This window comes from Bradyrhizobium sp. SZCCHNR1002 (genome assembly GCF_032381435.1).
Classification (GTDB): Bacteria; Pseudomonadota; Alphaproteobacteria; order Rhizobiales; family Xanthobacteraceae; genus Bradyrhizobium; species Bradyrhizobium aeschynomenes.
Genome location: NZ_JAUHIS010000011.1, coordinates 13,683 through 39,365, shown reverse-complemented (window position 1 = coordinate 39,365; position 25,683 = coordinate 13,683). Strand labels below are relative to the sequence as shown.

The window sequence follows — 25,683 nt, the reverse complement described above, 5'->3', positions numbered from 1 at the left end:
CTTCACCATGAGGAGCGGAAGTTTCGCTGCATAGACACGTCTCGCCACACCCACATCCTCATCCTGAGGAGCCCGCCCCTTGGCGGGCGTCTCGAAGGATGGGCCGCAAACGCGGTGATCGACAAGCCTCTTCAGGTCATCTCCTAACCCACACTCTTCCGTTCAATTGGAAACACACCCATGCCCACGATCGATCGCATCCAAGGTTACGCCGACGAACTCACCGCCATCCGCCGCGACCTGCACGCGCATCCCGAGATCGGCTTCGAGGAGACCCGCACCTCCGGCATCGTCGCCGAGAAGCTCGCGCAATGGGGCATCGAGGTGCATCGCGGCCTCGGTGGCACCGGGGTGATCGGCGTGCTCAAGGGCAAGGGCGCCGGCACCAAGACCATCGGCCTGCGCGCCGACATGGACGCGCTGCCGATGGAGGAGAACACCAACCTCCCCTGGCGCTCGACCATTCCCGGCCGCTTCCACGGCTGCGGCCATGACGGCCACACCACGATGCTGCTCGGCACCGCGCGCTATCTCGCCGAGACGCGCAATTTCGATGGCACCGTGCACTTCATCTTCCAGCCGGCCGAGGAAGGCCTCGGCGGCGCGCGGGCGATGATCAAGGACGGCCTGTTCCAGAAATTCCCCTGCGACGAGCTCTACGGCCTGCACAACGCGCCGGACCTCGCGCATGGCGAGATCGCGATCCTCCCCGGCCCGGCGATGGCCGGCGCCGATTTCTTCGATATCCGCATCTCCGGCTATGGCGCCCACGGCGCGATGCCCGAGCGCTCCAAGGACGCGGTGGTGATCGCGACCAGCGTCGCCCAGGCGATCCAGACCATCGTCAGCCGCAACGTCGAGCCGCTGCAGGCCGCCGTGGTCTCGATCACCCAGATCCATGCCGGCTCGGCCTACAACGTCATTCCGGGCGATGCCTGGCTGTGCGGCACCGTCCGCGCCTTCTCCGACAATGTCCGCGCGCTGGTGCGCGAGCGCATGCGCGCGATCTGCGCCGGCATGGCGGCCGCGTTCAACTGCGAGATCGACGTCGACATCCGCGACACGTTCAGCGTCCTGGTGAACCAGGAGGAACAGTCGAAGGTCGTCGAGGAGGTCGCGCGCACCGTCGTGGAGCCGTCCAAGGTGCTGACGCGCTCGACGCCGAAGATGGGCAGCGAGGATTTCGCCGACATGCTGCAGACCATCCCGGGCGCCTATTTCTGGGTCGGCCATGACGGCTCGGTGCCGGTGCACAATCCCGGCTATGTGCTCGACGACAAGATCCTGCCGATCGGTGCCAGCATGTTCGCCCGCATCATCGAGACCCGTCTGGCGGCGGCCTAGCGCCGCCTGACCTGGGTCAATGAGCGGGGCGGTGTTTGAGACGAAGTTCGGCGACGGAGGACCAGCATGCACAAGCCTGTTTCGGACGACGTCACCTCGCTGCACGATCTCTCCGCCGTCGACCTGATCGCCGGCTATCGCGCGCGCCAGTTCTCGCCGTCCGAGGTGATGGACGACGTGCTGGCGCATGTCGCGGCCTGGGAGCCCGAGATCAAGGCGCTGTATCTGCTCGACGTCGACGCCGCGCGGGCCGCGGCGAAGGCGTCGACGGAGCGCTGGGCCAATGACGAGCCCGCCGGTGTGCTCGACGGCGTGCCGGCGACGGTGAAGGACAACATCGCCACCAAGGGCCAGCCGATGCCGCTCGGCGCGGCCAGCGTCACGCGGGCGCCGCTCGCGGCCGACGCGCCGCCGGTGGCGCGCCTGCGCGAAGCCGGCGCGATCATCTTCGCCAAGACCACGATGCCCGACTACGGCATGCTGTCATCGGGCCTGTCGAGCTTCCACCCGCTGACGCGCAATCCCTGGGATCTCCGCATGAACCCCGGCGGCTCGAGCGCCGGCGCGGGTGCCGCCGCCGCCGCAGGCTACGGCCCGCTGCATGTCGGCACCGACATTGGCGGCTCGATCCGGCTGCCGGCATCGTGGTGCGGCCTCGTCGGCCTCAAGCCGAGCTTCGGCCGCGTGCCGATCGACCCGCCCTATGTCGGCCGCGTCGCCGGTCCGATGACGCGCATCGTCGACGATGCCGCGCTGATGATGAGCGTGCTGTCGAAGCCTGACCGCCGCGACGGCACCAGCCTGCCGCCGTCAGATCTGCACTGGAAGGTCGCGGAGAAGCCGGTGCGCAAGCTGCGCCTCGGCCTGATGCTCGACCTCGGCGGCGTCGGCCAGGCGCTCGAGGAGCCGGTGCGCGCGACGACGCTTGCGGCAGCGAAGGCCTTCGAGGACGCCGGCGCGGTTGTGACCGAGACGAAAGGCTTTCTCACGCGGGAGATGCTCGACGGCCTCGACAATTTCTGGCGCGCGCGGCTGTGGGACGATCTGGCCCGGCTCGCGCCCGAGGTGCGCGCGAAAACCCTGCCCTACATCCTGCAATGGGCGGAGCGCGGCGCGGCGCTGTCCGGCGTCGAGGTCGTCAGGGGATTCAATGTCACGATGGCGCTGCGGGCGGCTGCCGCAAAGCTGTTCTGCGAGTACGACTACATCATTTCGCCGGTCTCACCCGGCGTGAAGTTTCCGGCCGAGTACGCCTCCCCCGTCAACGATCCGCAAGCACCGTTCGAGCACATCACCTACACCGTGCCGTGGAACATGTCGGAGAACCCGGCGATCTCCGTCAATGCCGGCTACGATTCCGACGGCTTCCCGATCGGCCTGCAGATCGTCGGCCGCCGCTTCGACGATGTCGGCGTGCTGGGAATGGCGAAGACGTTCGAGGGCCTGCGCGGCGAGCAGCGGCCGTGGCCGAAGGCGCCGGTGAAGTGAAGCCTATCCACTGCTCCCTCCTCCGTCATTGCGAGCGAAGCGAAGCAATCCAGAGTCCAGCCCACGACTCTCGATTGCTTCGCTTGCGCTCGCAATGACGCGGGAGAGAGCGTAGACCCGATCACTGCCGCATCGCTTGCTGAGAGAGCAATGCTGCGCGCAGTGTTTTGCCCGCCCTGCGGAATGTCATGCACACTTTGCGTTGGCCGCGCGCTGAACTACTGTATCGCTATCGCCGATCTCAATTTTCGTCGTCATTCCGGGGCGTGCGAAGCACGAACCCGGAATCCAGACTCACGATCGTGGTCATGGATTCCCGGCCTGCACCCAAGGGGGCGCATCCCGGAATGACGGCGGAGATTGTGGCACGAGCAACCAACGAACAAACGCCACGACAACGACATCAGGAAACGCTCATGGCCTACCAGACCATCCTCTACGACGTCGCCGACAAGATCCTCACCATCACGCTGAACCGCCCGGAGAAGCTCAACGCCTTCACCGGCACGATGATGGAAGAGCTGATCGACGCCTTCGATCGCGCCGACAAGGATGACGGCGTCAGGGCGATCATCGTCACCGGATCGGGCCGCGCGTTCTGCGCCGGCGCGGATCTCTCCTCCGGCGCCGACACGTTCGATCGCGATGTCAAGCGCGGGCCGGTGAAACGGCATGCCGACGGCCGCGTCGACTATTCCGATCCGCAGGTGCGCGACGGCGGCGGCCAGGTCACGCTGCGGATCTTCAAATCGCTGAAGCCGGTCATCGCCGCGGTCAACGGCCCGGCGGTCGGCATCGGCGTCACCATGCAGCTCGCGATGGACATCCGCATTGCGTCGGAAGCGGCGCGGTTCGGCTTCGTGTTCTCCCAGCGCGGCATCGTGCCGGAGGCGGCGTCGAGCTGGTTCCTGCCGCGCATCGTCGGCATCTCGCAGGCGCTGGAATGGTGCTACACCGGCCGCGTGTTTCCGGCGCAGGAGGCGCTCGCCGGCCGTCTCGTCAGCAAGGTGGTGCCGCCGGACGATCTGCTGCCGACCGCGCGGGCGCTGGCGCGCGAGATCGCCGACAAGACCGCGCCGGTGTCGGTCGCGCTGATCCGCCAGATGATGTGGCGCATGATGGGCGCCGACGATCCGATGGAAGCGCACAAGGTCGACAGCCGCGGCATCTACGCGCGGGGACGCTCTGATGATGTCAAGGAAGGCGTGGTGTCGTTCCTGGAGAAGCGTCCCGCGCAGTTCAAGAACACAGTCACGGCTGACATGCCGGACTATTTCCCGTGGTGGGACGAGCGGGAGTACAAGTAGTCGTTATCGGCCACGCTCGCGCCACATATTCCGCTGCCGTCCCGGACAAGCGCGCGGCACGCGCGCGCCGATCCGGGATCCATAGCCATAAGGGGCTGTTAGGCGAAGAACGACGTTCAAGGTGCCACAAGATAGATCACGCGGTATGGGTCCCGGCTCTAGGCCGGGACGACACCGAGGGTGTGGAGCCTCAGTGCCTCAATCCATCACCAGCGCCACGCGGCCGATCGCCTTGCGATCGATCAGCAGCAGCATCGCGGCGGCATAGTCATCGAACGGCACGCGATGTGACACGTTGGGTCGCAGCTTGCCCTCCTCCGCCCAGACCAGAAGCGCGGCCATCCGGCGCTCGCCGAGCGCGGGATCCTTGCGAACCGCCTCTCCGGCGCGAACGCCGAGCACGCTCGCGCCCTTCATGAGGATCAAATTGGTCCGCGCCAGGCCGATGCCGCCGGTGAAGCCGATCACCAGCAGCCGCGCGCCCCAGGCGATGCAGCGGACGCTGTTCTCGAACACCTCGCCGCCGACCGGATCGAACACGACATCGGCGCCGCGGCCAGCCGTGATGCGCTTGACGGCGTCGCGGAACGGCTCGCGCGAATAGAGGATGAGATGATCGGCGCCGCGCGCGCGGGCCACCGCGAGCTTCTCCTCCGACGACGCCGCCGCGATCACGGTGGCGCCCAGCAGCTTGCCGAGCTCGACGGCGGCAAGGCCGACGCCGCCGCCGGCGCCATGCACCAGCAGCGTCTCGCCGGGCTTGAGCTGGCCGCGATCGACCAGTGCGTGATACGCGGTGCCGTGGCCGGCCAGATAGGTCGCACCTTCCGCATAGTCGAACGGCGACGGCAGCGGCGTGAGCTGGCTGGCCGCGACCACCGCCTCCTCGGCGTAGGCGCCGAACCGCATGCGGACGATCACCCGGTCGCCGACCGCGTAGCCGTTGACATCGGGCCCGAGCTCGACGACGGCGCCCGCCGCCTCGACGCCAGGCGTGAACGGCAACTCCGGTTTGAGCTGATACTCGCCGGCCGCCATCAGAATGTCGGGGAAGTTGATGCCGGCGGCCCGGATCTTCACCCGCACTTCGCCCTCGCGCAGAACGCGCGGCGGCAGCTCTTCAAGCCGCAAGCTCTCCGGCGGCCCGAGCTCGCGGCAGACGATCGCACGCGGCATCAGGCCGCCTTCCGCTTCGCCAGTGCCTCGCGGATCAGCGGCAGTCGGTCATTGCCGAAATACATGTCGTTGACATCGACGAAAATCGTCGGCGAACCGAAGCCGCCGCGCTTGACGACCTCCTCGGTGTTGATGCGCAGCTGATCCTTGATCCCCTGCTGTGCGATGCCGTCGAACAACGCCTTCGCATCGACGCCGACACGCCGGCACACTTCGGTCAGCACCGCATCCTGCGAGATGTCCTGGTCCTCGCCCCAATAGATCTCGAACACCGCCCGCGCGAACGGCACCATGGCCTCGTTGCCGAGCCAGATGCAGCCGCGCATCGCCTTGACGCTGTTCACCGGGAACACCGTCGGCGGCATCTTGATCTTGAGCCCGGCCGAGCGTGACCAGTCGCCGAGGTCCTTCAGCGTGTAGGCCGCCTTGGCTGGCACCGGCTTCTCGCGTTGGGCGTAGACGCTGGGATTGATGGTGTTGAAGATGCCGCCGACGAGGATGGGACGCCAGACGATGTCGACGCCGAACTCCTTCGCGAGCGGCTGGATGTTGTGGAAGGCGAGATAGGTCCAGGGGCTGGAGCAGTCGAAGAAGAATTCGATCATCGTGTGTCCTCAGGTCTTGATGAGTTCGTCATCGCGCGCGCAGAAATTAACGGTGTCGATCGTGGCTCTGGATTGCTTCGCTTCGCTCGCAATGACAGAGGTGGGAGTTGGCGCACGCCGCTCTCTCCGTCATTGCGAGGAGCGGAGCGACGAAGCAATCCAGGGGCTGCGAGAAAAGGCCTGAATGTTTTGTCGCTACACTCCTCGCTACGACGTCGCGCTCGTTCACGATCTCCCCGTCATCTCCTTCGCCCGTGCGCCGAACATCACGTGGCGCGTCTCGTTGTTGAACGGCTCCTTGACGAACTTGCCGATCGCAAGCCCGGCCTGCAGCTTTGGCCGCGCGCGCAAGGTTGCGTACCAGCGCTTGATGTTCGGATAGTCGCCGAGCGTAAAGCCTTGCGCCTTGTGCGTCATGATCCAGGGAAAGCAGGCCATATCGGCAATGGTGTAGTCGTCGCCGGCGACATGGGCGCCGGTCTTGCCGAGCTGGACGTCGAGCACGTGGAAGAGACGCGCGACCTCATCGCGGTAGCGTTGGATCGCGTAGGGAATTTTCTCGGCGGCATACAGCGCGAAATGGCCGTGTTGTCCCATCATCGGCCCGAGTCCGGCCATCTGCCACATCACCCATTGGATGACGCGCGAGCGCGCCCGCATCTCCTGCGGCAGAAAACGCCCGGTCTTGTCGGCGAGATAGATCAGGATCGCGCCGGTCTCGAACACCGAGAACGGCTCGCCCCCGTCAGCCGGCGCATGGTCGACGATCGCGGGAATCCGGTTATTCGGGCTGATCGCCAGGAACTCCGGCTTGAACTGGTCGCCGGCGCGGATGTCGACGGGAATGACGGTATAGGGCAGCCCGAGTTCCTCGAGCATGATCGAGATTTTCCAGCCGTTCGGCGTCGGCGCGTAATGGAGGTCGATCATGCCTCTCTTCGTCCTTCCCCAATCCATGTCCGGACCATTATGCCGCGCTGCGGAACGCGCGCCGGCCTTGGTTCTTTCTGTACCTGACAGTTAAGCCATGGCAGACAGGCGCTCAAGCCTGACCGCCCCTACGCCGGAGAGTCCGACCATGCTGTTTCCATCGACCATCGCAGGATCGCTGCCGAAGCCGGAATGGCTGGCCGAGCCGAACGTGCTGTGGGCGCCGTGGAAGTCGAAGGGCGACGAGCTCGCGCGCGCCAAGCGCGACGCCACCATCCTGGCGCTGAAGCTGCAGGAGGATTCCGGCATCGACATCCTCACCGAGGGCGAGCAGTCGCGGCAGCATTTCGTGCACGGCTTTCTCGAGCGCGTCGAGGGCATCGACTTCGCGCACAAGGTCGAGATGGGCATCCGCAAGGATCGCTACAAGGCGATGGTCCCGCAGGTGGTGGCGCCCTTGTCGCTGAAGGGCCGCGTCCATGGCGACGAGGCGCGGATCGCGCGCACGCATACGACCCGCGCCGTCAAGTTCACGCTGCCGGGGCCGATGACGATCATCGACACCATCGCCGACAACTACTATGGCGACCGCGTCAAGATGGCGTTCGCCTTTGCCGAGCTGTTGAACCAGGAGGCCAAGGCGCTGCACGATGACGGCATCGACATGATCCAGTTCGACGAGCCCGCCTTCAACGTCTACATGGACGAGGTCCGCGACTGGGGCATCAAGGCGCTGGAGCGCGCCGCCGAAGGCCTGACGTGCCCGACCGCCGTCCACATCTGCTACGGCTACGGTATCAAGGCCAACACCGATTGGAAGGAAACGCTCGGCAGCGAGTGGCGGCAATATGAGGACACTTTCCCGGTGATCGATGCCAGCAGCATTCAGCAGGTCGCGGTCGAATGCCGCAATTCGAAGGTGCCGATCGAGCTGCTCGGACTGTTGAAGAACAAGATCGTTCAGGCCGGCGTCATCGACGTCGCCAGCGACGAGATCGAGACCGCCGAGGACGTCTGCAAGACGCTCGAGGACGTCATGAAAGTGGTGCCGAAAGAGAACATCATCGCGACCACCAATTGCGGCATGGCCCCGATGCGGCGCGAGGTCGCCGAGGCGAAGCTGATGGCGCTCGGCACCGGCGCGAAGCTGGCGCGGCAGCGGTTCGCGTAAGGGAATCACCGATCCGCAGGCTCACCTGCGACAATGACGCGGAAGCGATGCGAGACACGGCATCGCTTGCGCATCATACGATGCGTTGCGGCCATCACGTCATCCGCACCAGAGGCCGTGCCGGCATCCGCCGCACACGCCGGTCCACAGCTCAATCGGCGCCATGGTATTTTAACACCCATAGAACATCATTCGTTTCCGAGTGTGTCTTTGCTGTTCTTGACAAGATGTGTCGCGACATTTCATTTCGGAACACAAGTTTGGCGTGAAATTTCTGCCGCCTAAATTAGTTCGAGTCTGACACTTGCCTTCATTGCTGGGGACTGAGATGGCTTGCTTTGCGAGAACGATGTTTGCTGCGCCGAAGTCAAAGGCGCGTCGCTTTCTGGCCATGTCGATCCTCCTCGCGGGAACGATGCTGAGCACCCAGGCCTTGGCGATCGACGTCGCCAACCAGGCTGATTGGAATACGGCCGTTGCTGCGGTCGCAGCCGCCGGCGCCAACTCGACGGTCACCATCAACATCACCAGCGGCTTCACCCTGTCGAGCTCGCTGGCACAGCTGCAGGCCGCCAACGCCAACGTCACGGTGAACATCACCGGCAACGGCCAGACGATCAACGGCGCCTCCTCCTTCCAGGGCATCGTCGTCAATGGCGCCAACGCGCCGACCGTGAACATCTCCAGCCTGTCGATCACCAACATGGCGGCGATCGGCGGCAATGGCACCAACGGTCAGAACGGCTACTACAGCGGCGGTCTGGCCTACGGCTCCGGCGGCGGCGGCGGCGGCGGCCTCGGGGCCGGCGGCGGCCTGTTCGTCGGCAGTGGCGCCAATGTCACGATTGCCGCAGTGACCTTCACCAGCAACAGCGCCACAGGCGGCGCCGGTGGCAATGGCGGCAGCGCGCAGAACGCGGCGCCTGACCCGGTGAATGGCGGCAATGGCGGCACCGGCGGCGCCGCCAACAATGGCGGCGCCAGCGGCGGCGGCGGCGCGGGCGGTACCGGTGGACATGCCGGAACGCAAGGAACGGTCGGCACGGCGGGCCCATCGGTCGGTGACGGCGGTGGCGGCGGTGGCGGCTCCGGCACCACCAACAGCAACGTCTACACCAACAACAATCCCGGCGGCACCGGCAACGCAAATGGCGGCAACGGCGGCACCGGCGGTGACGGCGCCACCAACGCCAGCGGCGCGGGCGGTCCCGGACCCGGCTCCGACGGCGGCGCCGGCGGCAATGGCGGCGCCGGCAACGGCGGCGCCATCTACGTCGCCACCGGCGGCACGCTGACGATTCTCGACTCGCCGATCTCGGGCAACACCGTCACTGGCGGTGCCGCCGGTACCCCTGGCGTCGGTATCGGGCCGAGCGCCATCAATGGATTTTCGGCAGCGGCCGGCGCAGCGCAGGGATCCGGCATCTTCATCAGCGGGGTCACCGCCAACATCGCAGTATCCAGCGGCACCCTCACCTACGCCAACACCATCGCCGGCACCGGCCTGACCACCGGCGGCATCAACACCGCCCTCGTCAAGACTGGCGCCGGCAAGCTGGTGCTGACGGCCGCCAACACCTACACCGGCAACACCGTCGTGAATGGCGGAACGCTGGAGGTGAACGGCACAGCGGCGAATTCGGCCCTGACCTCGGTCAACTCCGGCGGCACGCTGGCCGGTGTCGGCACGGTCAAGGGCACCCAGATCAATGCCGGCGGCACCTTCGCGCCCGGCAACGGGACGGCCGCCAGCACGATGACGGTCAGCGGCAGCCTCGCGTTCCAGTCGGGCGCGATCTACCTGGTCCAGGTCGATCCGACGACCGCCTCGCGCGCCAGCGTGACCGGCATCGCAACCCTCAACGGCGCCACGGTCAATGCGGTCTACGCCGCCGGAACCTATGTCGCGAAGAAATACACGATCCTGACCGCGACGGGCGGCGTCAGCGGCACCTTCAGCGCCGTGACGGCGACCAGCGCGCCCGCCGGCTTCGCGTCATCCTTGAGCTATGACGCCAACAACGTCTTCCTCAACCTCGATCTCGCCGTGGTGGCGGGAAACACCAACCAGGTCAACGTCAACACGGCGCTGAGCAACTACTTCACCACGAACGGCAGCATTCCCGTCGTCTTCACCGGACTGACCCCCACCGGACTGACGCAACTCTCGGGCGAGACCGCCACCGGCGGTCAGCAGGCGACGTTCAATGCGATGACGCAGTTCATGGGCGTCATGACCGATCCCTTCGTCGGCGGTCGCGGCGACCAGGGCGCTGCGCCCAACGGCGCGATCGGCTACGCGGAGGAAACGCTGGCCTATGCGGCCAAGCGCAATCCGAACGACGCGCTGGCCGCGATCTACACCAAGGCGCCGCCCGCGCCCGTCGCCAGGACGGGCTGGAGCGTGTGGGCGGCCGCCTTCGGCGGAGCCCAGACCACCGATGGCAACGCCGCGCTCGGCTCCAACACCGCCACCAGCAACCTCTACGGCACCGCGGTCGGAGCCGACTATCGCTTCTCGCCCTACACCGTCGCCGGCTTCGCGATGGCAGGGGGCGGCACAAACTTCAGCGTCTTCAATGGAGGCGGCGGCAGGTCGGATCTGTTCCAGGCCGGCGGCTTCGTCAGGCACAATATCGGCGCGGGCTATGTGACCGGCGCCCTGGCCTATGGCTGGCAGGACGTCACCACGAACCGGACCGTGACCGTGGCCGGGATCGATCAGTTGCGCGCCGACTTCAACGCCAACTCCTATTCGGGCCGGATCGAGGGTGGCCACCGCTTCGTCACCCCCTGGACGACCGTCGGCCTCACGCCCTACGCGGCCGCTCAGTTCACCACCTTCGCGCTGCCGGGCTATGCCGAGCGGGCCGTCGTCGGCAACAACACCTTCGCGCTCACCTATGGCGCCAGGACCATCACGGCGACGCGCAGCGAACTCGGTCTGCGCACCGACAAGTCCTACGCCCTGACCGACGGCATCTTCACGCTGCGCGGCCGTGTCGCCTGGGCGCATGACTTCAATCCGGACCGTTCAATTTCCGCCACGTTCCAGGCCCTGCCCGGCGCCTCCTTCGTCGTCAACGGAGCCCGGCAGGCCAGCGACGCCGCGCTGACCTCGGCATCGGCCGAGATGAAGTGGATGAACGGCTGGTCGGCCGCTGGGGCCTTCGAAGGCGAATTCTCCAACGTCACCCGAAGCTATGGCGGCAAGGCGGTCGTGCGCTATTCGTGGTAACCCGGATGTCGCATCCGGGTTACGCGCGTGATCCGGGCCGCTCACGACTCGCAGAAATCGAGATAGCCCAGCAGCACGCTGTTGCTCAACGGCCGCGAGTCCCGACGAAAGACTCCGAAACCGTCGGATGAGCCGCCCGGATTGGTGTTGCCCTCGATCGTGACGACATGGTCGCCGACCACCTCGATGACCAGGCCGGCATGGCCCTTGCCGCCGCCGAGGTCGAGCGCGAAGATCATGCCGGGCTTGACCGTCTGCGCGCTGACTTCGGATCTGTGCACGATCTGCGCGTCGGTCCGGCGCGCCATGGTCCAGAGCGCGATGACGCCTGCCGTCTTGGGCAACGGATTTTCGATCCCCTTGACCCTGGCGGCCTGATTGAACACCCAATAGAGAAAGCAGACGCACCACGGGAAGCTGTCCGTCGCAGGATCAAGGCCGGCAGTGCGAATGTAGACGTCGACCTCCGGCCCGCGGTTCGTGCCGCGCGGCTGCTCGACGACGCCGATCTGGGACGCGGCGATGTCGATCACCAGATCACGCATCGGCGTGTTGCGGTCGAAGGCGGCCGCATCGAACACCGCACCGGGCCCGAACAGCGCCGCCCATGTCGATGCATCGACCTCGCCGGAGATGTGTAGCGGCTTGCCACCAGGCGTAGAGTTGCGCGCCTGGAAGTGGAACACGGCGTTCTGGGTGCCCTCGCCGAAATCGCCGTCGGTCACCAGCTGACCGAAGCCGAGCTCCTTGAGCCTGGCCTGCACGACCCTGACCGCGTCCGAGCCGAACTGGCCGCGATGCAGGGGCTGGCCCGGAAATGGGGGAGCCGCGGGAAAGTCCGGCTGGGCCGCGACTGCGCCGGCTGCGACCGCAATCACGGGAGCTGCGGCGTCGGCGGCGGGTTGCGGCTGCGCCGCCTGACCGAGCAGGAAGCCGCCGAAGTCGGGCAAATCAACATTGAACCGGTCCGGATCGACGTCGTCATCGAAGTTGCAGAACCGCCGGACCGGCAGGGCCTGAAGAATGTTCCAGCGGCCCGATGCCTTGAACTCGGCCGTGCCGCGAAAGCCGCTCGATTGGGACAGCCAGGTCAGTTGCACCAGACCGGCATCCAGCAGGGTCTTGCACACCGCTCCCGAACTGTAGACGCCGATCCGGTAGGGACGGCCGGCGGCCGCGAACGCGGCATTGATGGCCTCGAAGTGCGGCCGGATGGCGATGTTGACGTCGGCGTCGGACGCATCGAAATCTGCCGAGAAATAGATGGCCGAGCCCGCCGGCTGACCGATGACGTGGCGTGCGTAGTCGAGCGCATCCTCTGCTTCGCTCTTGCCTTTGACTGCGCTGAAATCGGCGCGAAGCCTGTGACGGATCTGATAGACCGGCCAGATCCGGATTCCTGCCGCCGAGAGCGCCTGCGCCTCGTCCGGCTTCAGGATCTTCGGGTTGGACCGGTTGCGGGTGTAGTAGCGGCCGATCGCGATGATGCCCTGCGATTGCATGCACGGAATCATGCGAGTCGAGTTCTGATTGGTGTCCAGCGCAACGAAAGCCATGTGACGCTCTCCCGTTTGTCGCGTGTGCCGTCTCATCGCTTGCATCGCGATGGATCACGCGTTGCGATGCTATCGCAACCGGAACGGGTGGAAATGTGAAGCCGTTCACAGAGTGCAGTTGCGAGACGCAGTTTGATCAGCGGATCTCATGGACGCCACCTAGCCATCCAGATCGAACGTCCCCGACAGCCCGGCGTGCAGCACCGGCCGATAGCCGGCACGGAGCGCGCGCACCGTCGAGGGCGGCGTCAGCAGTTGCGGCGCAGGGACGTGCTCGCGCTCCGCGCCATAGCCGGCGAGCGACCACGGCCGCGCCCGACCGTGCAGCATCAGGAAGCTCTCCTGACCGGAGTGCACCATCGTGCCGTCAGGGAGCTTCGCCAACGGCAGCGGCAGCGGATGCAACCGCTTGCGGCCGCGGTCGAGCCGCTCGCGATGCAGCACCTTGTCGATCTCGGACGCACGGATATCGCCGACGCCGTTGCCCGTCTCCCACGCGGTGCGAAACCGGTTCGCATCGTCGCGGCGGCAGTAGAAGCAGGGACGATGGCCAGCGGCGAGCGCGGTGGCCTCGTCGAGGAAGAACAGCTCGGTCCAGCTCTGCGTCGCCATCACCTCGCGGCGCTTGCCGCGAAAGTCGCACAGGCAGACCAGCCAGGCCGGGCTCGACCAGCGCTTCTTCAGCAGCGTCTTGGTCGCGGGGTCATGGATGATGCCGCGATTGCCGGTGAACAGCCCGCGGTGCGGCGTTGCGACGATGTCGCCGGTCGGGGTGACGCGGTTCTGCAGCGGCATGGCGAGCCTTCGGCTGGCGAATAGCGAATGGGGCGTAGCGAATAGAGCAAGACTCACCCACCCGAATCCCTATTCGCTACCCCCTAATCGCCATTCGCTCCTTCTCACGCCGCTCCGTCGCGCAGCGGCGGCGCGAAGGACAGCGCGGTGTCCCAGGGAAAGAAGATCCAGGTGTCCTGCGACACCTCGGTGATGAACGTGTCGACCAGCGGCCGCCCCTTGGGCTTGGCATAGACCGTGGCGAAATGGGCATCGGGCAGGATCTCTCGGACCATGCGACCGGTCTTGCCGGTGTCGACGAGATCATCGACGATCAGGAGCCCCTTGCCGGTGCCGCCGCCGAGTTGCGCGGTGTCGGCCGAGATGCCCTTCAAGACCTGCAGCTCGCCTTGTTTGGTGTGATCATAGCTCGCGATGCAGATCGTATCGATGACCCGCACGCCAAGCTCGCGCGCCACGATCGCCGCCGGCACCAATCCGCCGCGGGTGATGGCCACCACGGCGTGAAACGGCCCGATCTCGTTGAGCCGCCACGTCAGCGCCCGGCAATCCCTGTGAAACTGGTCCCAGGACACCGGAAAGGCCCGGCCGGCGCGCTCCTCTGCGCTCAAGGTCTTGTCTGTCATGCCGTCCCGTCCGCCCTCGCCCGCCGCCTCTGATGACACCTGCCGCGCAAAGTCCCGGTCATTCCGGGGCAAGGCCGAGAGGCCTTGAACCCGGAATCTCGAGATTGTCTTGCGTTCATTTCTGACAATCTCGGGATTCCGGGTTCAATCGTCAACGCTTCGCCGCTTCGCGTCTTCGCATTGACGCTTGCCTCGGAATGACGGCGAGCGCGCAAGCCGCCTAGCTTTTTGCGACGTCGTAAACTTAGCGCGTCACGTTGAGCCCGGCGAGCATCTCCTTCACCGCGGCCATCGCCGCCGTCAGCTTGTCCTGGTCGCGCGAGCGCACCACCAGATGCGTGTTCGGCTTCTGGTCCTCGTCGGTGAAGGGATAGCTGCCGATGATGGTGTCCGGATGCGCCTTGGCAATCTCGCGCAGGGGGCCGCCGATGTCGCCCTCGCGGGCGTTGGCGCGCACCGTCTCCGAGAGCATGCGGACGCCCGATTTCAGCTTCGGCGCGACGATGTCCATCATCGCCTGCATGATCGAGGGCACGCCGGCCATCACGATGACGTTGCCGAGCTTGAAGCCCGGCGCCAGGATGGTTGCGCTCTGGATCAGCTCGGCGCCATCAGGGATGCGCGCCATCCGCAGACGGGCTTCATTCAGCTCCTGCTCGCTCCAGCGCTCGCGGAAGCGCGCCACGACCTCGGGGTGGTGGTCGATGCCGACGCCGAAGGCCTTGGCGATCGCGTCCGCGGTGATGTCGTCATGGGTCGGCCCGATGCCGCCGGTCGTGAACACATAGGTGTAGCGGTGCCGCAGCGCATCCAGCGCGGCGATGATATCGCCCTCGTCATCCGAGACCACCCGGACCTCCTTGAGGTCGATGCCCAGATTGGTCAGGTATTCGGCGATGAAGCCGATGTTCTTGTCCTTGGTCCGCCCGGACAGGATCTCGTCGCCGATGACCAGCAATCCCGCGGTGACGATGTCGCTCATGGTATCTCCTCGCATCTGGCGTCTCTTTTGGCCCGAGCCGTCACCAAAGTCATCCGAAACGTCGCAGCCCATGCCGCGGATTTGAGCATCGTGCAGCCGGTTTTTCGGGCACGACTTCCGCACCCCCCACGAAATGCCGCAGGAGAATGCATATCTCGCTGGCCCGGCCCTTGCTACCATCACGTGGAGTCATGCAGTGTATGGCGAGGCTGGGACACACGGGCATCTATGGCAGTTGCGTTCGACGAAATGAACGAGCCGGGCGGCGACGTCCGTCAGGCTTATCAGGAGCTGTCGCGGTGGCTGAAGGAAACGCCGCCGGAAGCGCTGGAATATCGCCGCCACGAGGCGGAGCTGTTGTTCCGGCGAATCGGCATCACCTTCGCCGTCTATGGCGAGGCGGAGGCGCAGGAGCGGCTGATCCCGTTCGATGTCATCCCGCGCATCCTTTCCGGCAAGGAATGGACGCTGCTGGAGAAGGGGCTGAAGCAGCGCGTCAAGGCGCTGAACATGTTCCTGCGCGATATCTACCACGGCCGCGACATCCTGCGCGCCAACGTGGTGCCGGATGACCTGATCTTCCAGAACCCGGTGTTCCGCCCCGAGATGAACGGCCAGGATGTGCCGCACGACGTCTACGTCCACATCGCCGGCATCGACATCGTCCGCGTCGACGCCAACGACTTCATCGTGCTCGAGGACAATGCGCGCACGCCGTCGGGCGTGTCCTACATGCTGGAAAACCGCGAGATCATGATGCGGCTGTTTCCGGATCTGTTCGCGCGCCACCGCGTCGCGCCGGTCGAGCGCTATCCGGACGAGCTGCTGTCGTGCTTGCGCTCGGTCGCGCCGCTCAGCGCCTCGGCCGAGCCGACCGTCGCGCTGATGACGCCCGGCATCTACAATTCCGCCTATTACGAGCACTCCTTTCTCGCCGACAAGCTCGGCATCGAGCTGGTCGAGGGTCGCGACCTCATCGTCAAGAACGACGAGGTGTTCATGCGCACCACCGAGGGGCTGAAGCGGGTCGACGTGATCTACCGCCGCGTCGACGACGACTTCCTCGATCCCCTCACCTTCCGGCCCGATTCGGCGCTCGGCGTGCCCGGACTGATGTCGGCCTATGTCGCCGGCAATGTCACGCTCGCCAACGCCGTCGGCACCGGCATCGCCGACGACAAGGCGATCTACTCCTACATGCCGGACGTGGTGAAGTTCTATCTGGACGAGGAGCCGATCCTGAAGAACGTGCAGACCTGGCGCTGCCGCGAGCCGCAGGATCTGTCCTATGTGCTCGACCATCTCGGCGAGCTCGTCGTCAAGGAGGTGCACGGCTCCGGTGGCTACGGCATGCTGATCGGCCCGGCCGCGACCAAGGCGACGATCGAGGCGTTTCGCGACAAGCTGAAGCGCGAGCCCGAAGGCTTCATCGCGCAGCCGACGCTGGCGCTGTCGACCTGCCCGACCTGCGTCACCTCGGGGCTCGCGCCGCGCCATGTCGACCTCAGGCCGTTCGTGCTGACCGGACGCGACCGCACCACCATCGTGCCCGGCGGCCTCACCCGCGTGGCGCTGAAGGAAGGTTCGCTGGTGGTCAATTCCAGCCAGGGCGGCGGCACCAAGGACACATGGGTGCTGGATGAGTAGAGGGTATGAACATGTCTCTCGGCTCGGTCACCTCTCCCCGCTTGCGGGGAGAGGTCGGATTGCATCGCCAGATGCAATCCGGGTGAGGGGGTACAGGTCTATCAATTCGCCCCATCCGTGCGGCTGCCCCTCACCCCAACCCTCTCCCCGTAAAGAACGGGGAGAGGGAGCGCACCGTCTCTTCCGCACCTCATAGATTGCCCATGCTGTCGCGCACCGCCGAAAACCTGTACTGGCTGGCCCGCTATGTCGAGCGCGCCGAGTATCTCGCCCGCACCATCGACGCCACCTTGCGCGTCACCGCGCTTCCCGCGGCCTATATCGGCAAGACCAACGAGTGGGAATCGGCGCTGCTGACCGCCGGCGTCAGCGCCAGCTTCTATGAGGCCTACTCCGAGGCCAACGAGCAGAACGTCGTCGAATATCTCTCGTTCAACCAGTCGAACCCGTCCTCGATCAAGAACTGCATCGAGGCCGCCCGCCTCAATGCGCGCTCGGTGCGGACGGCGCTGACCTCGGAGATGTGGGACACCATCAACGGCTCCTGGATCGAGCTGCAGGAGGTCTGGAGCAAGGGCACCAAGACCCGCGAGGAGCTGGCGCGCTTCCTGCGCTTCGTGCAGGAGACCTCGCTGCGCTTCGACGGCTCGGCCTATCGCACCATGCTGCGCAACGACGCCTACTGGTTCTCGCGGCTCGGCCTGCATCTGGAGCGCGCCGACAACACCGCGCGCATTCTCGACGTGAAATATCATGTGCTGCTGCCCGAGGAGGAGCATGTCGGCGGCCCGCTGGACTACTATCAGTGGACCTCGATCCTGCGCTCGGTGTCGGCGCTGACCGCCTATCACTGGGTGTATCGCGAGACGCTGAAACCCTGGCTGATCGCGGACCTCCTGATCCTCAACGACACCTTGCCGCGCTCGCTCGCCAGCTGCTACGGCAACCTCGTCCGCAATCTCGACCAGATCGGCGTGGCCTATGGCCGCCAGGGTCCGTCGCAGCGACATGCCCGCGGCGTCCGCAACCGGCTCGAGCATTCCAACATGGACGACATCTTCCAGCGCGGCGTCCACGAGTTCATCCAGGAGTTCATCTCGGACAATTCGCGGCTGGGAGAGATCATCACCAAGCAATATCTGATCTGATCGAGTAAGGTGAAAAGTTCTCGGCCGTCGTCATGGCCGGGCTTGACCCGGCCATCCACGTCTTCCTTGTTCTCCCGGTGAGACGCGCGTGGATGCCCGGGTCAAGCCCGGGCATGACGATGGATTGACCGGCATCCCATCGGACACGACCATGCGCCTGCGTATCTCTCATTCCACCACCTACCGCTACGAGCCGGCGGCGACCGGCGCCATCCAGATCATCCGGATGACGCCCGGCAGCCATGACGGCCAATATGTGGCGGAATGGCAGATCGACGTGTCGACCGATTCACGTCTCGACATGCATGAGGATGCGTTCGGCAACGTCACCCACGTGATCACCCACGGACCGCTCGAGGACCTCACCATCACGGCAGAAGGCCTGGTGGAGACGCACGACACCGGCGGTGTGCTGAAGGGCGCGGACGAGCGGTTTCCGCCGAGCTTCTTCCTGCGGCAGACCCCGCTCACCACGGCCAATGCGGCCATGGCCGGCATCGTGCGGGATCTGCGCGCGGAGTCGGAAAGCGACGTGCTCGGCTTCCTGCACACGCTGATGATGCAGGTCTACGAGCACATGACCTTCGACGAGGACCCGACCCATAGCGGCACCTCGGCGGCGGAGGCCTTCGTCCTGAAGCGCGGCGTCTGCCAGGACTACGCCCACATCTTCATTGCCAGCGCGCGCGCCGCGGGCATCCCGGCCCGCTTCGTCTCCGGGCACTTCCTGCGCTCCGATGGTGCAGTGCACCAGGAGGCCGGCCATGCCTGGGCCGAAGCCTTCATTCCGGATCTCGGCTGGGTCGGATTTGACGCCGCCAACTGCATCTGCACGACGGATGCGCATGTGCGGGTCGCGATCGGGCTCGATTATCTCGGCGCCGCCCCGGTGCGCGGCACCCGCTATGGCGGCGGCACCGAGACCCTCACCGTGAAGGTCAAGGTCGAGCAGGTCGGCCGCGGCGGCCAGTCGCAATCGCAGTCGCAGCGCCAGTCCTGAATTCCGGAACGCGCCCGCCACCTTCCCAGCGGTGTCATTCCGGGGCGCCCGAAGGGCGAGCCCGGAATCCATCGGGCGACAGAGCACGCGGGACAATGGATTCCGGGCTCGTCGCTGCGCGCCGCCCCGGAATGACGACCTATCGTGGAGCAGCGGCTCGCTGGAGCCACCACCGTCTCGTCGGGGTTGGACGCGCCACCGAATTTCGCTACTAATTCGCGCTCTGGCTCGAGGGGACGACGATGACGTATTGCTGCGGAATTCTGGTGCGTGACGGGCTCGTCATGATCGCGGACACCCGAACCAATGCCGGTCTCGACAACGTCTCGACCTTCCGCAAGCTGCACATCTTCTCCAATCCGGGCGAGCGCATCCTGGCGATCGCCAGTGCCGGCAATCTGGCCATCAGCCAGTCCGTGCTGTCGACCTTGACCGAAGGCATCGAAGACCCGGAGACCGGCGACGTCGAGACCCTGATGAACGCGCCGACCATGTTCCAGGCAGCCCAGCGCATCGGCAAGGCGATCCGCATGGTTCACGCGACCGAAGGCCCGGCGCTGAAGGCCGAGGATATCTCGTTCGACGTGTCCTTCCTGTTCGGCGGCCAGATCAAGGGCTCGCGGATGCGGCTGTTCATGGTCTACACCGCCGGCAATTTCATCGAATGCACCACCGACACGCCCTATTTGCAGATCGGCGAGCACAAATACGGCAAGCCAGTGCTCGACCGCGCCATGCACTACGATGTCGAGCTCTACGATGCCCTGAAGACGGGTCTGATCTCGATGGATTCGACGATGCGCTCGAACCTCGGCGTAGGCATGCCGATCGACGTGCTGGTGGTGCGCGCCGAAGCCTGCGAGGCCGACCTCAATCACCGGATCGAGGCCGGCGAGCCCTATTTCCACGATCTCCGCTCGCGCTGGTCGGCGGCCTTGCGCGCGGCGCATAACAACATTCCAAGGCCGCCCTATAAGACTCAAAGCGAATCAAAACACTGAAACTGCAGATCACGCGAACTGCAAAACCACTGAAGGTGAGGACTCATGGCTGAAGCGGCAAAGAAGATCGCACTGGTGACGGGCGCAGGCACGGGTGTCGGCCGCGCCACATCGCTGGCGCTGATGAACGCAGGCTTCACCGTGGTGCTTGCCGGCCGCCGCAAGGAGATGCTGGAGGAGACCGCCAAGCTCGGCCCGGCCGGCATGAGCCTGCCCGTCTCGGCCGACATGATGGACCCCGCCTCGATCGCGGCGCTGTTCGACACGGTCAAGTCGACCTATGGCCGGCTCGACGTTCTCTTCAACAATGCCGGCATGGGCGCGCCGCCGGTGCCGTTCGAGGACCTCACCATGGAGCAGTGGCAGTCGGTGGTCGCGACCAACCTCACCGCGCCGTTCCTGTGCACGCAGCACGCCTTCCGCATCATGAAGGACCAGAACCCGCGCGGCGGCCGCATCATCAACAACGGCTCGATCTCGGCGCATGCGCCGCGGCCGTTCTCCTCGCCCTACACCTCCACCAAGCACGCGATCACCGGCCTGACGAAAGCGTCCAACCTCGACGGCCGCGCCTACGACATCGCCGTCGGCCAGATCGACATCGGCAATGCCGAGACGCCGATGACCGAGCGCATGGTCGGCGGCGTGCTGCAGCCCGACGGCCGCATGATGCCGGAACCACGCATGGACGTGAAGGCGGTCGCCGACGCCGTGGTCTACATGTCCGGCCTGCCGCTCAGCGCCAACGTGCTGTTCATCACCGTGATGGCGACGAAAATGCCGTTCGTCGGCCGAGGCTGACGAGCTCGTCGCGATCGCGCCCTGCTCTCTCCCCTCGTCATTCCGGGGCGCGCGCAGCGCGAGCCCGGAATCCATAGCCGCAGGCGGTGATGTGGCACGAGATGGCAGTGGCGACGATCTTCGCCTCACAACTTGTTGTGGCTATGGATTCCGGGCTCATCGCTCCGCGATGCCCCGGAATGACGGCGGAAAGATTTGCGCGCGTCCCGGCATGAACGAAGAGAGCGAAAGGCCCTACTCCAGCCGCTCGACCTTCCGGAGCTCCGGAAACAGCTTCATCCACGCCAGCGCGATCGCAATCGTCCCGGCACCGCCGAGGATGGCGGCGGGCATGGCGCCGAGCAGCGCGGCGGTGACGCCGCTCTCGAACTGGCCGAGCTGGTTGGAGGCGTTGATGAACAGGAAGTTCACCGCGCCGACGCGGCCGCGCATCTCGTTCGGCGTGGCGAGCTGCACCAGCGAGAAGCGGATGACGACGCTGATCGTGTCGGCAGCGCCGAGGATGGCGAGCGCCAGCACCGAGATCCACATCACGTGCGAGACGGCGAACACGACGGTCGCCGCGCCGAACACGATCACCGCCTGAAACATCCGCAGTCCCACGCGGCGACGGATCGTGTAGCGCGCCAGCACCGCCGTCATCATCAGCGCGCCGACGGCAGGCGCGGCGCGCAACACGCCGAGCCCCCACGGCCCGGTCTGCAGAATGTCGCGCGCATAGATCGGCAGCAGCGCCGTGACGCCGCCGAGCAGCACCGCAAACAGATCGAGCGAGATGGTGCCGAGAATGGCCGGATTGGCGCGGATGAAGCGGACGCCGGCAAACAGGTCGGCACTGCCGCCGTCGAGCCGCTCGGCCGGCACATCATCCGGCACCTGCATCAGGCCGGTCAGCGCCATGCCGCCGAGCCAGAACAGCATCATGATGCCGTAGGGCAGCCCAGGCGCGACCGCATAGGCGAAGCCGCCGATGGCGGGGCCGGCGATGGTGGCGAGCTGCGCCGCGCCGCTCGACAGCGCGCTGGCCCGCTGCAGCGTGCCCGACGGCGCGATCAGCGGCAGCAGCGCGGCGGTGGCCGGGCTCTCGAACGCACCGGCGATGCCGAGCACGAACACGGCCGCGAACAGCTGCAGCTCGGCGAGCTGGCCGGCATACGCCCCCCAGCACAAATAGAGCGCGGTGATCGCTTCGGCGAGCTGGCACAGCTGCACCACGCGCTTGCGCGGATAACGATCGGCGGCGCTGCCGGCCACGAATACCAGCAGCGCCGTCGGCAGGAACTGGATCAGCCCGACCATGCCGAGATCGAAGGCGCGCCCGGTGAGATCGTAGATCTGCCAGCCGATCGCTACCGCCGCGATCTGGCTCGCGAACCGTGACAGGCTGCGTGACGACAGGAAGAACAGGAACGCGGCTTGCTTCAGGAGATCCCGCGCGCCGGTCGGAGCGGTGGTTGACATGATGGCGCCTTGCGTGACGCAGGCCCAACTGCTTGTCAATCGCGAGCCCCGCATGGCCGCACGGCATTGCGCGGGGCTGTTCCGTCAGCTCATAATGCCATGGGTTCGGGGGATCTGATGCTTCAGCTGCAATCGGCGTTCGGGATCGTCGCGCTGCTTGCGATCGCGTGGGCGCTCGGCGAGAACCGGCGGGCCGTCTCGCTGAAGCAGGCCGCGCTGGGGCTGGTGGTGACGATCCTCTCGGCGCTCGTCCTGCTCAAGGTCCCCACCGTCGCCCGCGCCTTCGGCGCCATCAACGACGCAGTCGGCGCCATCTCCGCGGCCTCGCGCGCGGGGACGTCGTTCGTGTTCGGCTATGTCGGCGGCGGCGCCCTGCCGTTCGACCTCAAGGCGCCCGGCGCCGACTTCGTGCTCGCCTTCCAGGCGCTGCCGATCGTGCTGGTCATGAGCGTGCTGACGACGCTGCTGTTCTACTGGCGCGTGCTGCCGCCTCTGGTGCGCGGCATGGCCTGGCTGCTCGAGCGGACGCTCGGCGTCGGCGGCGCCGTCGGCCTCTCCACCGCCGCCAACGTCTTTCTCGGCATGGTCGAAGCGCCGCTGTTCATCCGCCCCTATCTCGCGCAGATGACGCGGAGCGAGTTGTTCCTGGTCATGACCGGCGGCATGGCCGGTATCGCGGGCACCGTACTGGTGCTGTACGCGACGCTGCTTGCGCCGCTCATTCCCGACGCCGCCGCGCATTTCGTCATCGCCTCGGTGCTTGGCGCGCCCGCCTCGATCCTGATCAGCCAGATCATGGTGCCGGAGACCTCGAAGCAGCTCACCGGCGGCGCGCTCGGCGATCCGGACATGCAGGCCTCCTCGACGATGGACGCCATCGTCAAGGGCACCAGCGCTGGGCTGGAGCTCCTGATGAACATCGTCGCGCTGCTGCTGGTGCTGGTGGCGCTGGTCTATCTTGCGAACGCGATCCTGTCGCTGCTGCCGGCCGTCGGCGGCGCCGCCATCTCGCTGCAGCGGCTGCTCGGCCTCCTGATGGCGCCGGTGTGCTGGCTGATGGGCCTGCCCTGGTCGCAGGCCGTCACCGCCGGCAGTCTGATGGGGACCAAGACGGTGCTCAACGAGCTGATCGCCTATGTCGAGCTGGCGAAGCTCGACCCTGCCGCGCTCGACCCGCGGGCGCGGCTGATCATGCTGTATGCGATGTGCGGCTTCGCCAACTTCGCCAGCCTCGGCATCATGATCGGCGGCTTGGGCACGATGGCGCCGACGCGCCGCGACGAGATCAACGCGCTCGGGCTGAAATCAATCGTCTCGGGGACCCTCACCACCTGCCTGATGGGTGCGATCGTCGGCGTGCTGATTTGAGCTGAGCTCGCTGGCGCCAGGCAGAAGCTGCGGCGCAATCTTGGCCATCACGTGCACCGAGCCCTCGGCCGTGAGATGTGCGTGGTCGAAGGACAGCGGAACGCCGCCGACCGTCAACGGACAATGGTCGCCCTTGCAGACGGCAGACAGGATCGAGACGTAGGAAAAACCCTCGCCGCTCGGCAGCGCCGCCTGCATTGCCGCGTCCAGCGCAAACACATCGGATCGCACGAACGCCGCGGGATCAGGCGCGACGCCGCGGAGCGTCGCACGCGCGAGCATAGATGGCAGCCGCGCGCGGAATTGAACGGAGGGGCCGAGCAGCACCACCGGAATGCCGGCATCATGCAGGCGATGAAGCGTCGATTTGAGGTCGTGGACCATGCTCTGGAAGCGCGGCGGGCGTGCATCCTCCAGCCAGTCCGCCGACATCACCACGAGATCTGGCCGCGCCGTCGCGAGATAGTCGCGCATCTGGCTCGCCAGGGCGCGGCAGGCTGCGACGCCCTGCGTCTCCGCGCTGAAGGTCGGCATGCAGGTCGGCTGGCTTGCCTGCATGATGTTGACGGTGTCCGGATCGAGCTGAGCCTTGAGGCCGTGGTAGTAGTGCGCGGCAAAGCTGTCGCCCCACAGCAGCACGTTGGTCTTGCCGGCCACGCGGCGCAGGCAGTCCTCCGGGATTCGTCCGTCTGGGGTGGTGAAGCAGGAGCCGTAGCGATAGACCGGCTTCATGTCGTAGCCATTGTAGGCGTCGAAGTGCTGTGCCGTACGGTCAGCATCGGAAGCGGCGCCCGCGCACAACAGGCCGACACCGCTCCCGGCGAGCAGCAGGAAGCTCGCGAGCACGGCGAAGCCGAATGCGGCGCGCGACGTGGCTGCGAGCCGGCCGCTGCGAAACGGCTGCTCGACGAAGCGCCAGGACAGCGTGGCGGTCGCGACCGTGAGCGCGAACACGACCGCCCGTTCCCAACCATCGAGCGCAAGGCCGGGCTTGGCGAAGCGCGCAAAGACAAACAACGGCCAATGCCAGAGATAGAGCGAGTAGGAGATGCGGCCGACGAACGCCGCCACGCCGAGCGGCGACAGCCGGCTGCGCGGCACGTTGGCGACACCGGCGCCACTCCACAAGAACAACGCGGCGCCGAGGCACGGCGCGAGCGCGTTGATGCCGGGAAAGCCAGGCCCCGGGCGCAGCGACAGGATCGGGATCGCCATCAGCAGCAGCGACAGCATGCGGGTCGAGCGCTGGACCAGGCCGGCCTGCGGAGCCGGAAGGCCGGAGACAGCAACGAGGCTGCCGAGCAGGAATTCCCAGGCCCGCGGCGGGCTCAGGAAGAAGGCGCTCGCGGAGGCGCCTCCTCGCATCAGCATGAGGCCAAGCGCGAACGAGCCGGCCGCGAGCGCCAGCAGCGTGACGGGCAGCGCCAGCCGGCGGCCGCGCGCGATCCGCAACACGCCCCAGATCACCACGGGAAGCACGAGATAGAACTGCTCCTCGACGGCGAGCGACCAGGTGTGCAGCAGCGGCTTCTCCACCGCGGCATGGTCGAAATAGCCGGACTGCTGCCAGAAGAAGATGTTCGAGGTGAAGGTGACGACGGCCATGGCCGAGCGGGAGAACTCGGCGCGCTCCGAGGTCAGCAGATCCCAGGATGCCGGGATCGCGGCGAACGCCACCATGACATAGAGCGCCGGCAGCAGTCGCCGCACACGCCGTTCATAGAAGCCGGCAAACGAGAACTGCCCTTTGGCGATCTCGGCCGTGATGATGCCGGTGATCAGATAGCCGGAGATCACGAAGAAGATGTCGACACCGACGAAGCCGCCGAAGATGGCGGGCGCTTCGAAGTGGAAGCCGATGACGGCGAGCACCGCGATGGCGCGGAGCCAGTCGATGTCCTCACGATGCGCGGGAGCTGACGCTGCGGTCGAGCCGGCAACACCTGGCTGCGCGGGCGCATGCAGCCGTGGCGCGCGCTTGGCCGTGGGAGCGTATTGAACGACGAAGGAGGGCAACGGGACGGATACGCCTTACACAA

Annotated in this window: 20 protein-coding genes; 11 read left to right on the top strand and 9 right to left on the bottom strand. The window is 66.3% G+C overall.

Annotated features, from left to right (window positions below):
• Window positions 1-180: 180 nt before the first annotated feature.
• The 3 genes from QX108_RS32685 (at window position 181) to QX108_RS32675 (ending at window position 4,139) form a co-directional block, all read left to right on the top strand.
• Window positions 181-1,344 carry a M20 aminoacylase family protein gene (locus tag QX108_RS32685; RefSeq protein ID WP_315719461.1) on the top strand — a complete coding sequence of 388 codons (1,164 nt, stop codon included), beginning with the start codon at window positions 181-183 and terminating at the stop codon, window positions 1,342-1,344.
• Between the two features lie 66 nt (window positions 1,345-1,410).
• The gene (locus tag QX108_RS32680) at window positions 1,411-2,832 is read left to right on the top strand and encodes an amidase (RefSeq protein ID WP_315786411.1); all 1,422 of its coding nucleotides are present in this window, start codon (window positions 1,411-1,413) and stop codon (window positions 2,830-2,832) included.
• Window positions 2,833-3,248: 416 nt separating this feature from the next.
• Entirely contained in the window at window positions 3,249-4,139 is an 891-nt protein-coding gene (locus QX108_RS32675; RefSeq protein WP_315719459.1) for a crotonase/enoyl-CoA hydratase family protein, read from the top strand.
• Between the two features lie 198 nt (window positions 4,140-4,337).
• Here the strand turns inward: QX108_RS32675 and QX108_RS32670 are convergent, their stop codons facing one another.
• The 3 genes from QX108_RS32670 to QX108_RS32660 all read right to left on the bottom strand — a co-directional run bounded on the left by QX108_RS32670 (window position 4,338) and on the right by QX108_RS32660 (window position 6,850).
• Window positions 4,338-5,315: an NADPH:quinone oxidoreductase family protein gene (locus QX108_RS32670; protein WP_315786408.1), complete on the bottom strand. Its 978-nt coding sequence runs from the start codon at window positions 5,313-5,315 to the stop codon at window positions 4,338-4,340.
• Complete coding sequence (locus tag QX108_RS32665; RefSeq protein WP_315719457.1) at window positions 5,315-5,920, bottom strand: 2-hydroxychromene-2-carboxylate isomerase; 606 nt, start codon at window positions 5,918-5,920, stop codon at window positions 5,315-5,317. Before QX108_RS32665 ends, QX108_RS32670 begins: the two co-directional genes overlap by 1 nt.
• A 225-nt stretch (window positions 5,921-6,145) precedes the next feature.
• A complete protein-coding gene (locus tag QX108_RS32660; RefSeq protein ID WP_315786404.1) occupies window positions 6,146-6,850 on the bottom strand; it encodes a glutathione binding-like protein in 705 nt (234 codons plus the stop codon).
• Window positions 6,851-6,998: 148 nt separating this feature from the next.
• Here QX108_RS32660 and QX108_RS32655 point away from each other — a divergent pair, with 148 nt between their 5' ends.
• Both QX108_RS32655 and QX108_RS32650 read left to right on the top strand, forming a co-directional pair.
• Complete coding sequence (locus QX108_RS32655) at window positions 6,999-8,021, top strand: methionine synthase (protein WP_315719455.1); 1,023 nt, start codon at window positions 6,999-7,001, stop codon at window positions 8,019-8,021.
• 391 nt (window positions 8,022-8,412) lie between these two features.
• Window positions 8,413-11,259 carry an autotransporter domain-containing protein gene (locus QX108_RS32650; protein ID WP_315786401.1) on the top strand — a complete coding sequence of 949 codons (2,847 nt, stop codon included), beginning with the start codon at window positions 8,413-8,415 and terminating at the stop codon, window positions 11,257-11,259.
• 41 nt (window positions 11,260-11,300) lie between these two features.
• Here the strand turns inward: QX108_RS32650 and QX108_RS32645 are convergent, their stop codons facing one another.
• The 4 genes from QX108_RS32645 to QX108_RS32630 form a co-directional block, all read right to left on the bottom strand.
• Window positions 11,301-12,815 carry a glycoside hydrolase domain-containing protein gene (locus QX108_RS32645; RefSeq protein WP_315786397.1) on the bottom strand — a complete coding sequence of 505 codons (1,515 nt, stop codon included), beginning with the start codon at window positions 12,813-12,815 and terminating at the stop codon, window positions 11,301-11,303.
• A gap of 159 nt (window positions 12,816-12,974) precedes the next feature.
• Window positions 12,975-13,610, bottom strand: coding sequence for a hypothetical protein (locus tag QX108_RS32640; protein ID WP_315719452.1), 636 nt, complete (start codon window positions 13,608-13,610; stop codon window positions 12,975-12,977).
• Between the two features lie 104 nt (window positions 13,611-13,714).
• Window positions 13,715-14,236, bottom strand: coding sequence for a xanthine phosphoribosyltransferase (gpt, locus tag QX108_RS32635; protein WP_315719451.1), 522 nt, complete (start codon window positions 14,234-14,236; stop codon window positions 13,715-13,717).
• Between the two features lie 244 nt (window positions 14,237-14,480).
• Window positions 14,481-15,218 carry a competence/damage-inducible protein A gene (locus tag QX108_RS32630; protein WP_315719450.1) on the bottom strand — a complete coding sequence of 246 codons (738 nt, stop codon included), beginning with the start codon at window positions 15,216-15,218 and terminating at the stop codon, window positions 14,481-14,483.
• A 228-nt stretch (window positions 15,219-15,446) separates the two neighbouring features.
• On the opposite strand from QX108_RS32630, the gene QX108_RS32625 reads away from it, so the two are divergent.
• The 5 genes from QX108_RS32625 to QX108_RS32605 all read left to right on the top strand — a co-directional run bounded on the left by QX108_RS32625 (window position 15,447) and on the right by QX108_RS32605 (window position 20,815).
• Window positions 15,447-16,865 (top strand): circularly permuted type 2 ATP-grasp protein, encoded by a 1,419-nt coding sequence (locus tag QX108_RS32625; protein ID WP_315786393.1) that lies wholly within the window; start codon window positions 15,447-15,449, stop codon window positions 16,863-16,865.
• Between the two features lie 203 nt (window positions 16,866-17,068).
• A complete protein-coding gene (locus QX108_RS32620; protein ID WP_172113850.1) occupies window positions 17,069-18,013 on the top strand; it encodes an alpha-E domain-containing protein in 945 nt (314 codons plus the stop codon).
• 151 nt (window positions 18,014-18,164) lie between these two features.
• On the top strand, window positions 18,165-19,013 hold the full coding sequence (locus QX108_RS32615; protein WP_315719448.1) for a transglutaminase family protein: 849 nt from the start codon (window positions 18,165-18,167) through the stop codon (window positions 19,011-19,013).
• 242 nt (window positions 19,014-19,255) lie between these two features.
• On the top strand, window positions 19,256-20,014 hold the full coding sequence (locus QX108_RS32610; protein WP_172113848.1) for a peptidase: 759 nt from the start codon (window positions 19,256-19,258) through the stop codon (window positions 20,012-20,014).
• A gap of 45 nt (window positions 20,015-20,059) precedes the next feature.
• On the top strand, window positions 20,060-20,815 hold the full coding sequence (locus tag QX108_RS32605; protein ID WP_315719447.1) for an SDR family oxidoreductase: 756 nt from the start codon (window positions 20,060-20,062) through the stop codon (window positions 20,813-20,815).
• 234 nt (window positions 20,816-21,049) lie between these two features.
• Here QX108_RS32605 and QX108_RS32600 read toward each other — a convergent pair whose 3' ends face one another.
• Window positions 21,050-22,276, bottom strand: a complete 1,227-nt coding sequence (locus QX108_RS32600) for an MFS transporter (protein WP_315786387.1) — start codon at window positions 22,274-22,276, stop codon at window positions 21,050-21,052.
• A 117-nt stretch (window positions 22,277-22,393) separates the two neighbouring features.
• Here QX108_RS32600 and QX108_RS32595 point away from each other — a divergent pair, with 117 nt between their 5' ends.
• Window positions 22,394-23,644 (top strand): NupC/NupG family nucleoside CNT transporter, encoded by a 1,251-nt coding sequence (locus QX108_RS32595; protein WP_315786384.1) that lies wholly within the window; start codon window positions 22,394-22,396, stop codon window positions 23,642-23,644.
• On the opposite strand, the gene QX108_RS32590 is transcribed toward QX108_RS32595, so the two are convergent.
• Complete coding sequence (locus QX108_RS32590) at window positions 23,582-25,660, bottom strand: acyltransferase family protein (protein WP_315786381.1); 2,079 nt, start codon at window positions 25,658-25,660, stop codon at window positions 23,582-23,584. The genes QX108_RS32595 and QX108_RS32590 overlap by 63 nt on opposite strands.
• Between the last annotated feature and the right edge of the window lie 23 nt (window positions 25,661-25,683).

What these genes read in the sequence shown, in the direction of transcription:
- gpt (WP_315719451.1), bottom strand. Translation starts at nt 14,236, where the DNA reads ATGACAGACAAGACCTTGAGCGCAGAGGAGCGCGCCGGCCGGGCCTTT.
- QX108_RS32600 (WP_315786387.1), bottom strand. Translation starts at nt 22,276, where the DNA reads ATGTCAACCACCGCTCCGACCGGCGCGCGGGATCTCCTGAAGCAAGCC.
- QX108_RS32645 (WP_315786397.1), bottom strand. Translation starts at nt 12,815, where the DNA reads ATGGCTTTCGTTGCGCTGGACACCAATCAGAACTCGACTCGCATGATT.
- QX108_RS32615 (WP_315719448.1), top strand. Translation starts at nt 18,165, where the DNA reads ATGCGCCTGCGTATCTCTCATTCCACCACCTACCGCTACGAGCCGGCG.
- QX108_RS32625 (WP_315786393.1), top strand. Translation starts at nt 15,447, where the DNA reads ATGGCAGTTGCGTTCGACGAAATGAACGAGCCGGGCGGCGACGTCCGT.
- QX108_RS32610 (WP_172113848.1), top strand. Translation starts at nt 19,256, where the DNA reads ATGACGTATTGCTGCGGAATTCTGGTGCGTGACGGGCTCGTCATGATC.
- QX108_RS32670 (WP_315786408.1), bottom strand. Translation starts at nt 5,315, where the DNA reads ATGCCGCGTGCGATCGTCTGCCGCGAGCTCGGGCCGCCGGAGAGCTTG.
- QX108_RS32680 (WP_315786411.1), top strand. Translation starts at nt 1,411, where the DNA reads ATGCACAAGCCTGTTTCGGACGACGTCACCTCGCTGCACGATCTCTCC.
- QX108_RS32660 (WP_315786404.1), bottom strand. Translation starts at nt 6,850, where the DNA reads ATGATCGACCTCCATTACGCGCCGACGCCGAACGGCTGGAAAATCTCG.
- QX108_RS32640 (WP_315719452.1), bottom strand. Translation starts at nt 13,610, where the DNA reads ATGCCGCTGCAGAACCGCGTCACCCCGACCGGCGACATCGTCGCAACG.
- QX108_RS32675 (WP_315719459.1), top strand. Translation starts at nt 3,249, where the DNA reads ATGGCCTACCAGACCATCCTCTACGACGTCGCCGACAAGATCCTCACC.
- QX108_RS32595 (WP_315786384.1), top strand. Translation starts at nt 22,394, where the DNA reads ATGCTTCAGCTGCAATCGGCGTTCGGGATCGTCGCGCTGCTTGCGATC.
- QX108_RS32620 (WP_172113850.1), top strand. Translation starts at nt 17,069, where the DNA reads ATGCTGTCGCGCACCGCCGAAAACCTGTACTGGCTGGCCCGCTATGTC.
- QX108_RS32665 (WP_315719457.1), bottom strand. Translation starts at nt 5,920, where the DNA reads ATGATCGAATTCTTCTTCGACTGCTCCAGCCCCTGGACCTATCTCGCC.
- QX108_RS32630 (WP_315719450.1), bottom strand. Translation starts at nt 15,218, where the DNA reads ATGAGCGACATCGTCACCGCGGGATTGCTGGTCATCGGCGACGAGATC.
- QX108_RS32655 (WP_315719455.1), top strand. Translation starts at nt 6,999, where the DNA reads ATGCTGTTTCCATCGACCATCGCAGGATCGCTGCCGAAGCCGGAATGG.
- QX108_RS32685 (WP_315719461.1), top strand. Translation starts at nt 181, where the DNA reads ATGCCCACGATCGATCGCATCCAAGGTTACGCCGACGAACTCACCGCC.
- QX108_RS32650 (WP_315786401.1), top strand. Translation starts at nt 8,413, where the DNA reads ATGTCGATCCTCCTCGCGGGAACGATGCTGAGCACCCAGGCCTTGGCG.
- QX108_RS32605 (WP_315719447.1), top strand. Translation starts at nt 20,060, where the DNA reads ATGGCTGAAGCGGCAAAGAAGATCGCACTGGTGACGGGCGCAGGCACG.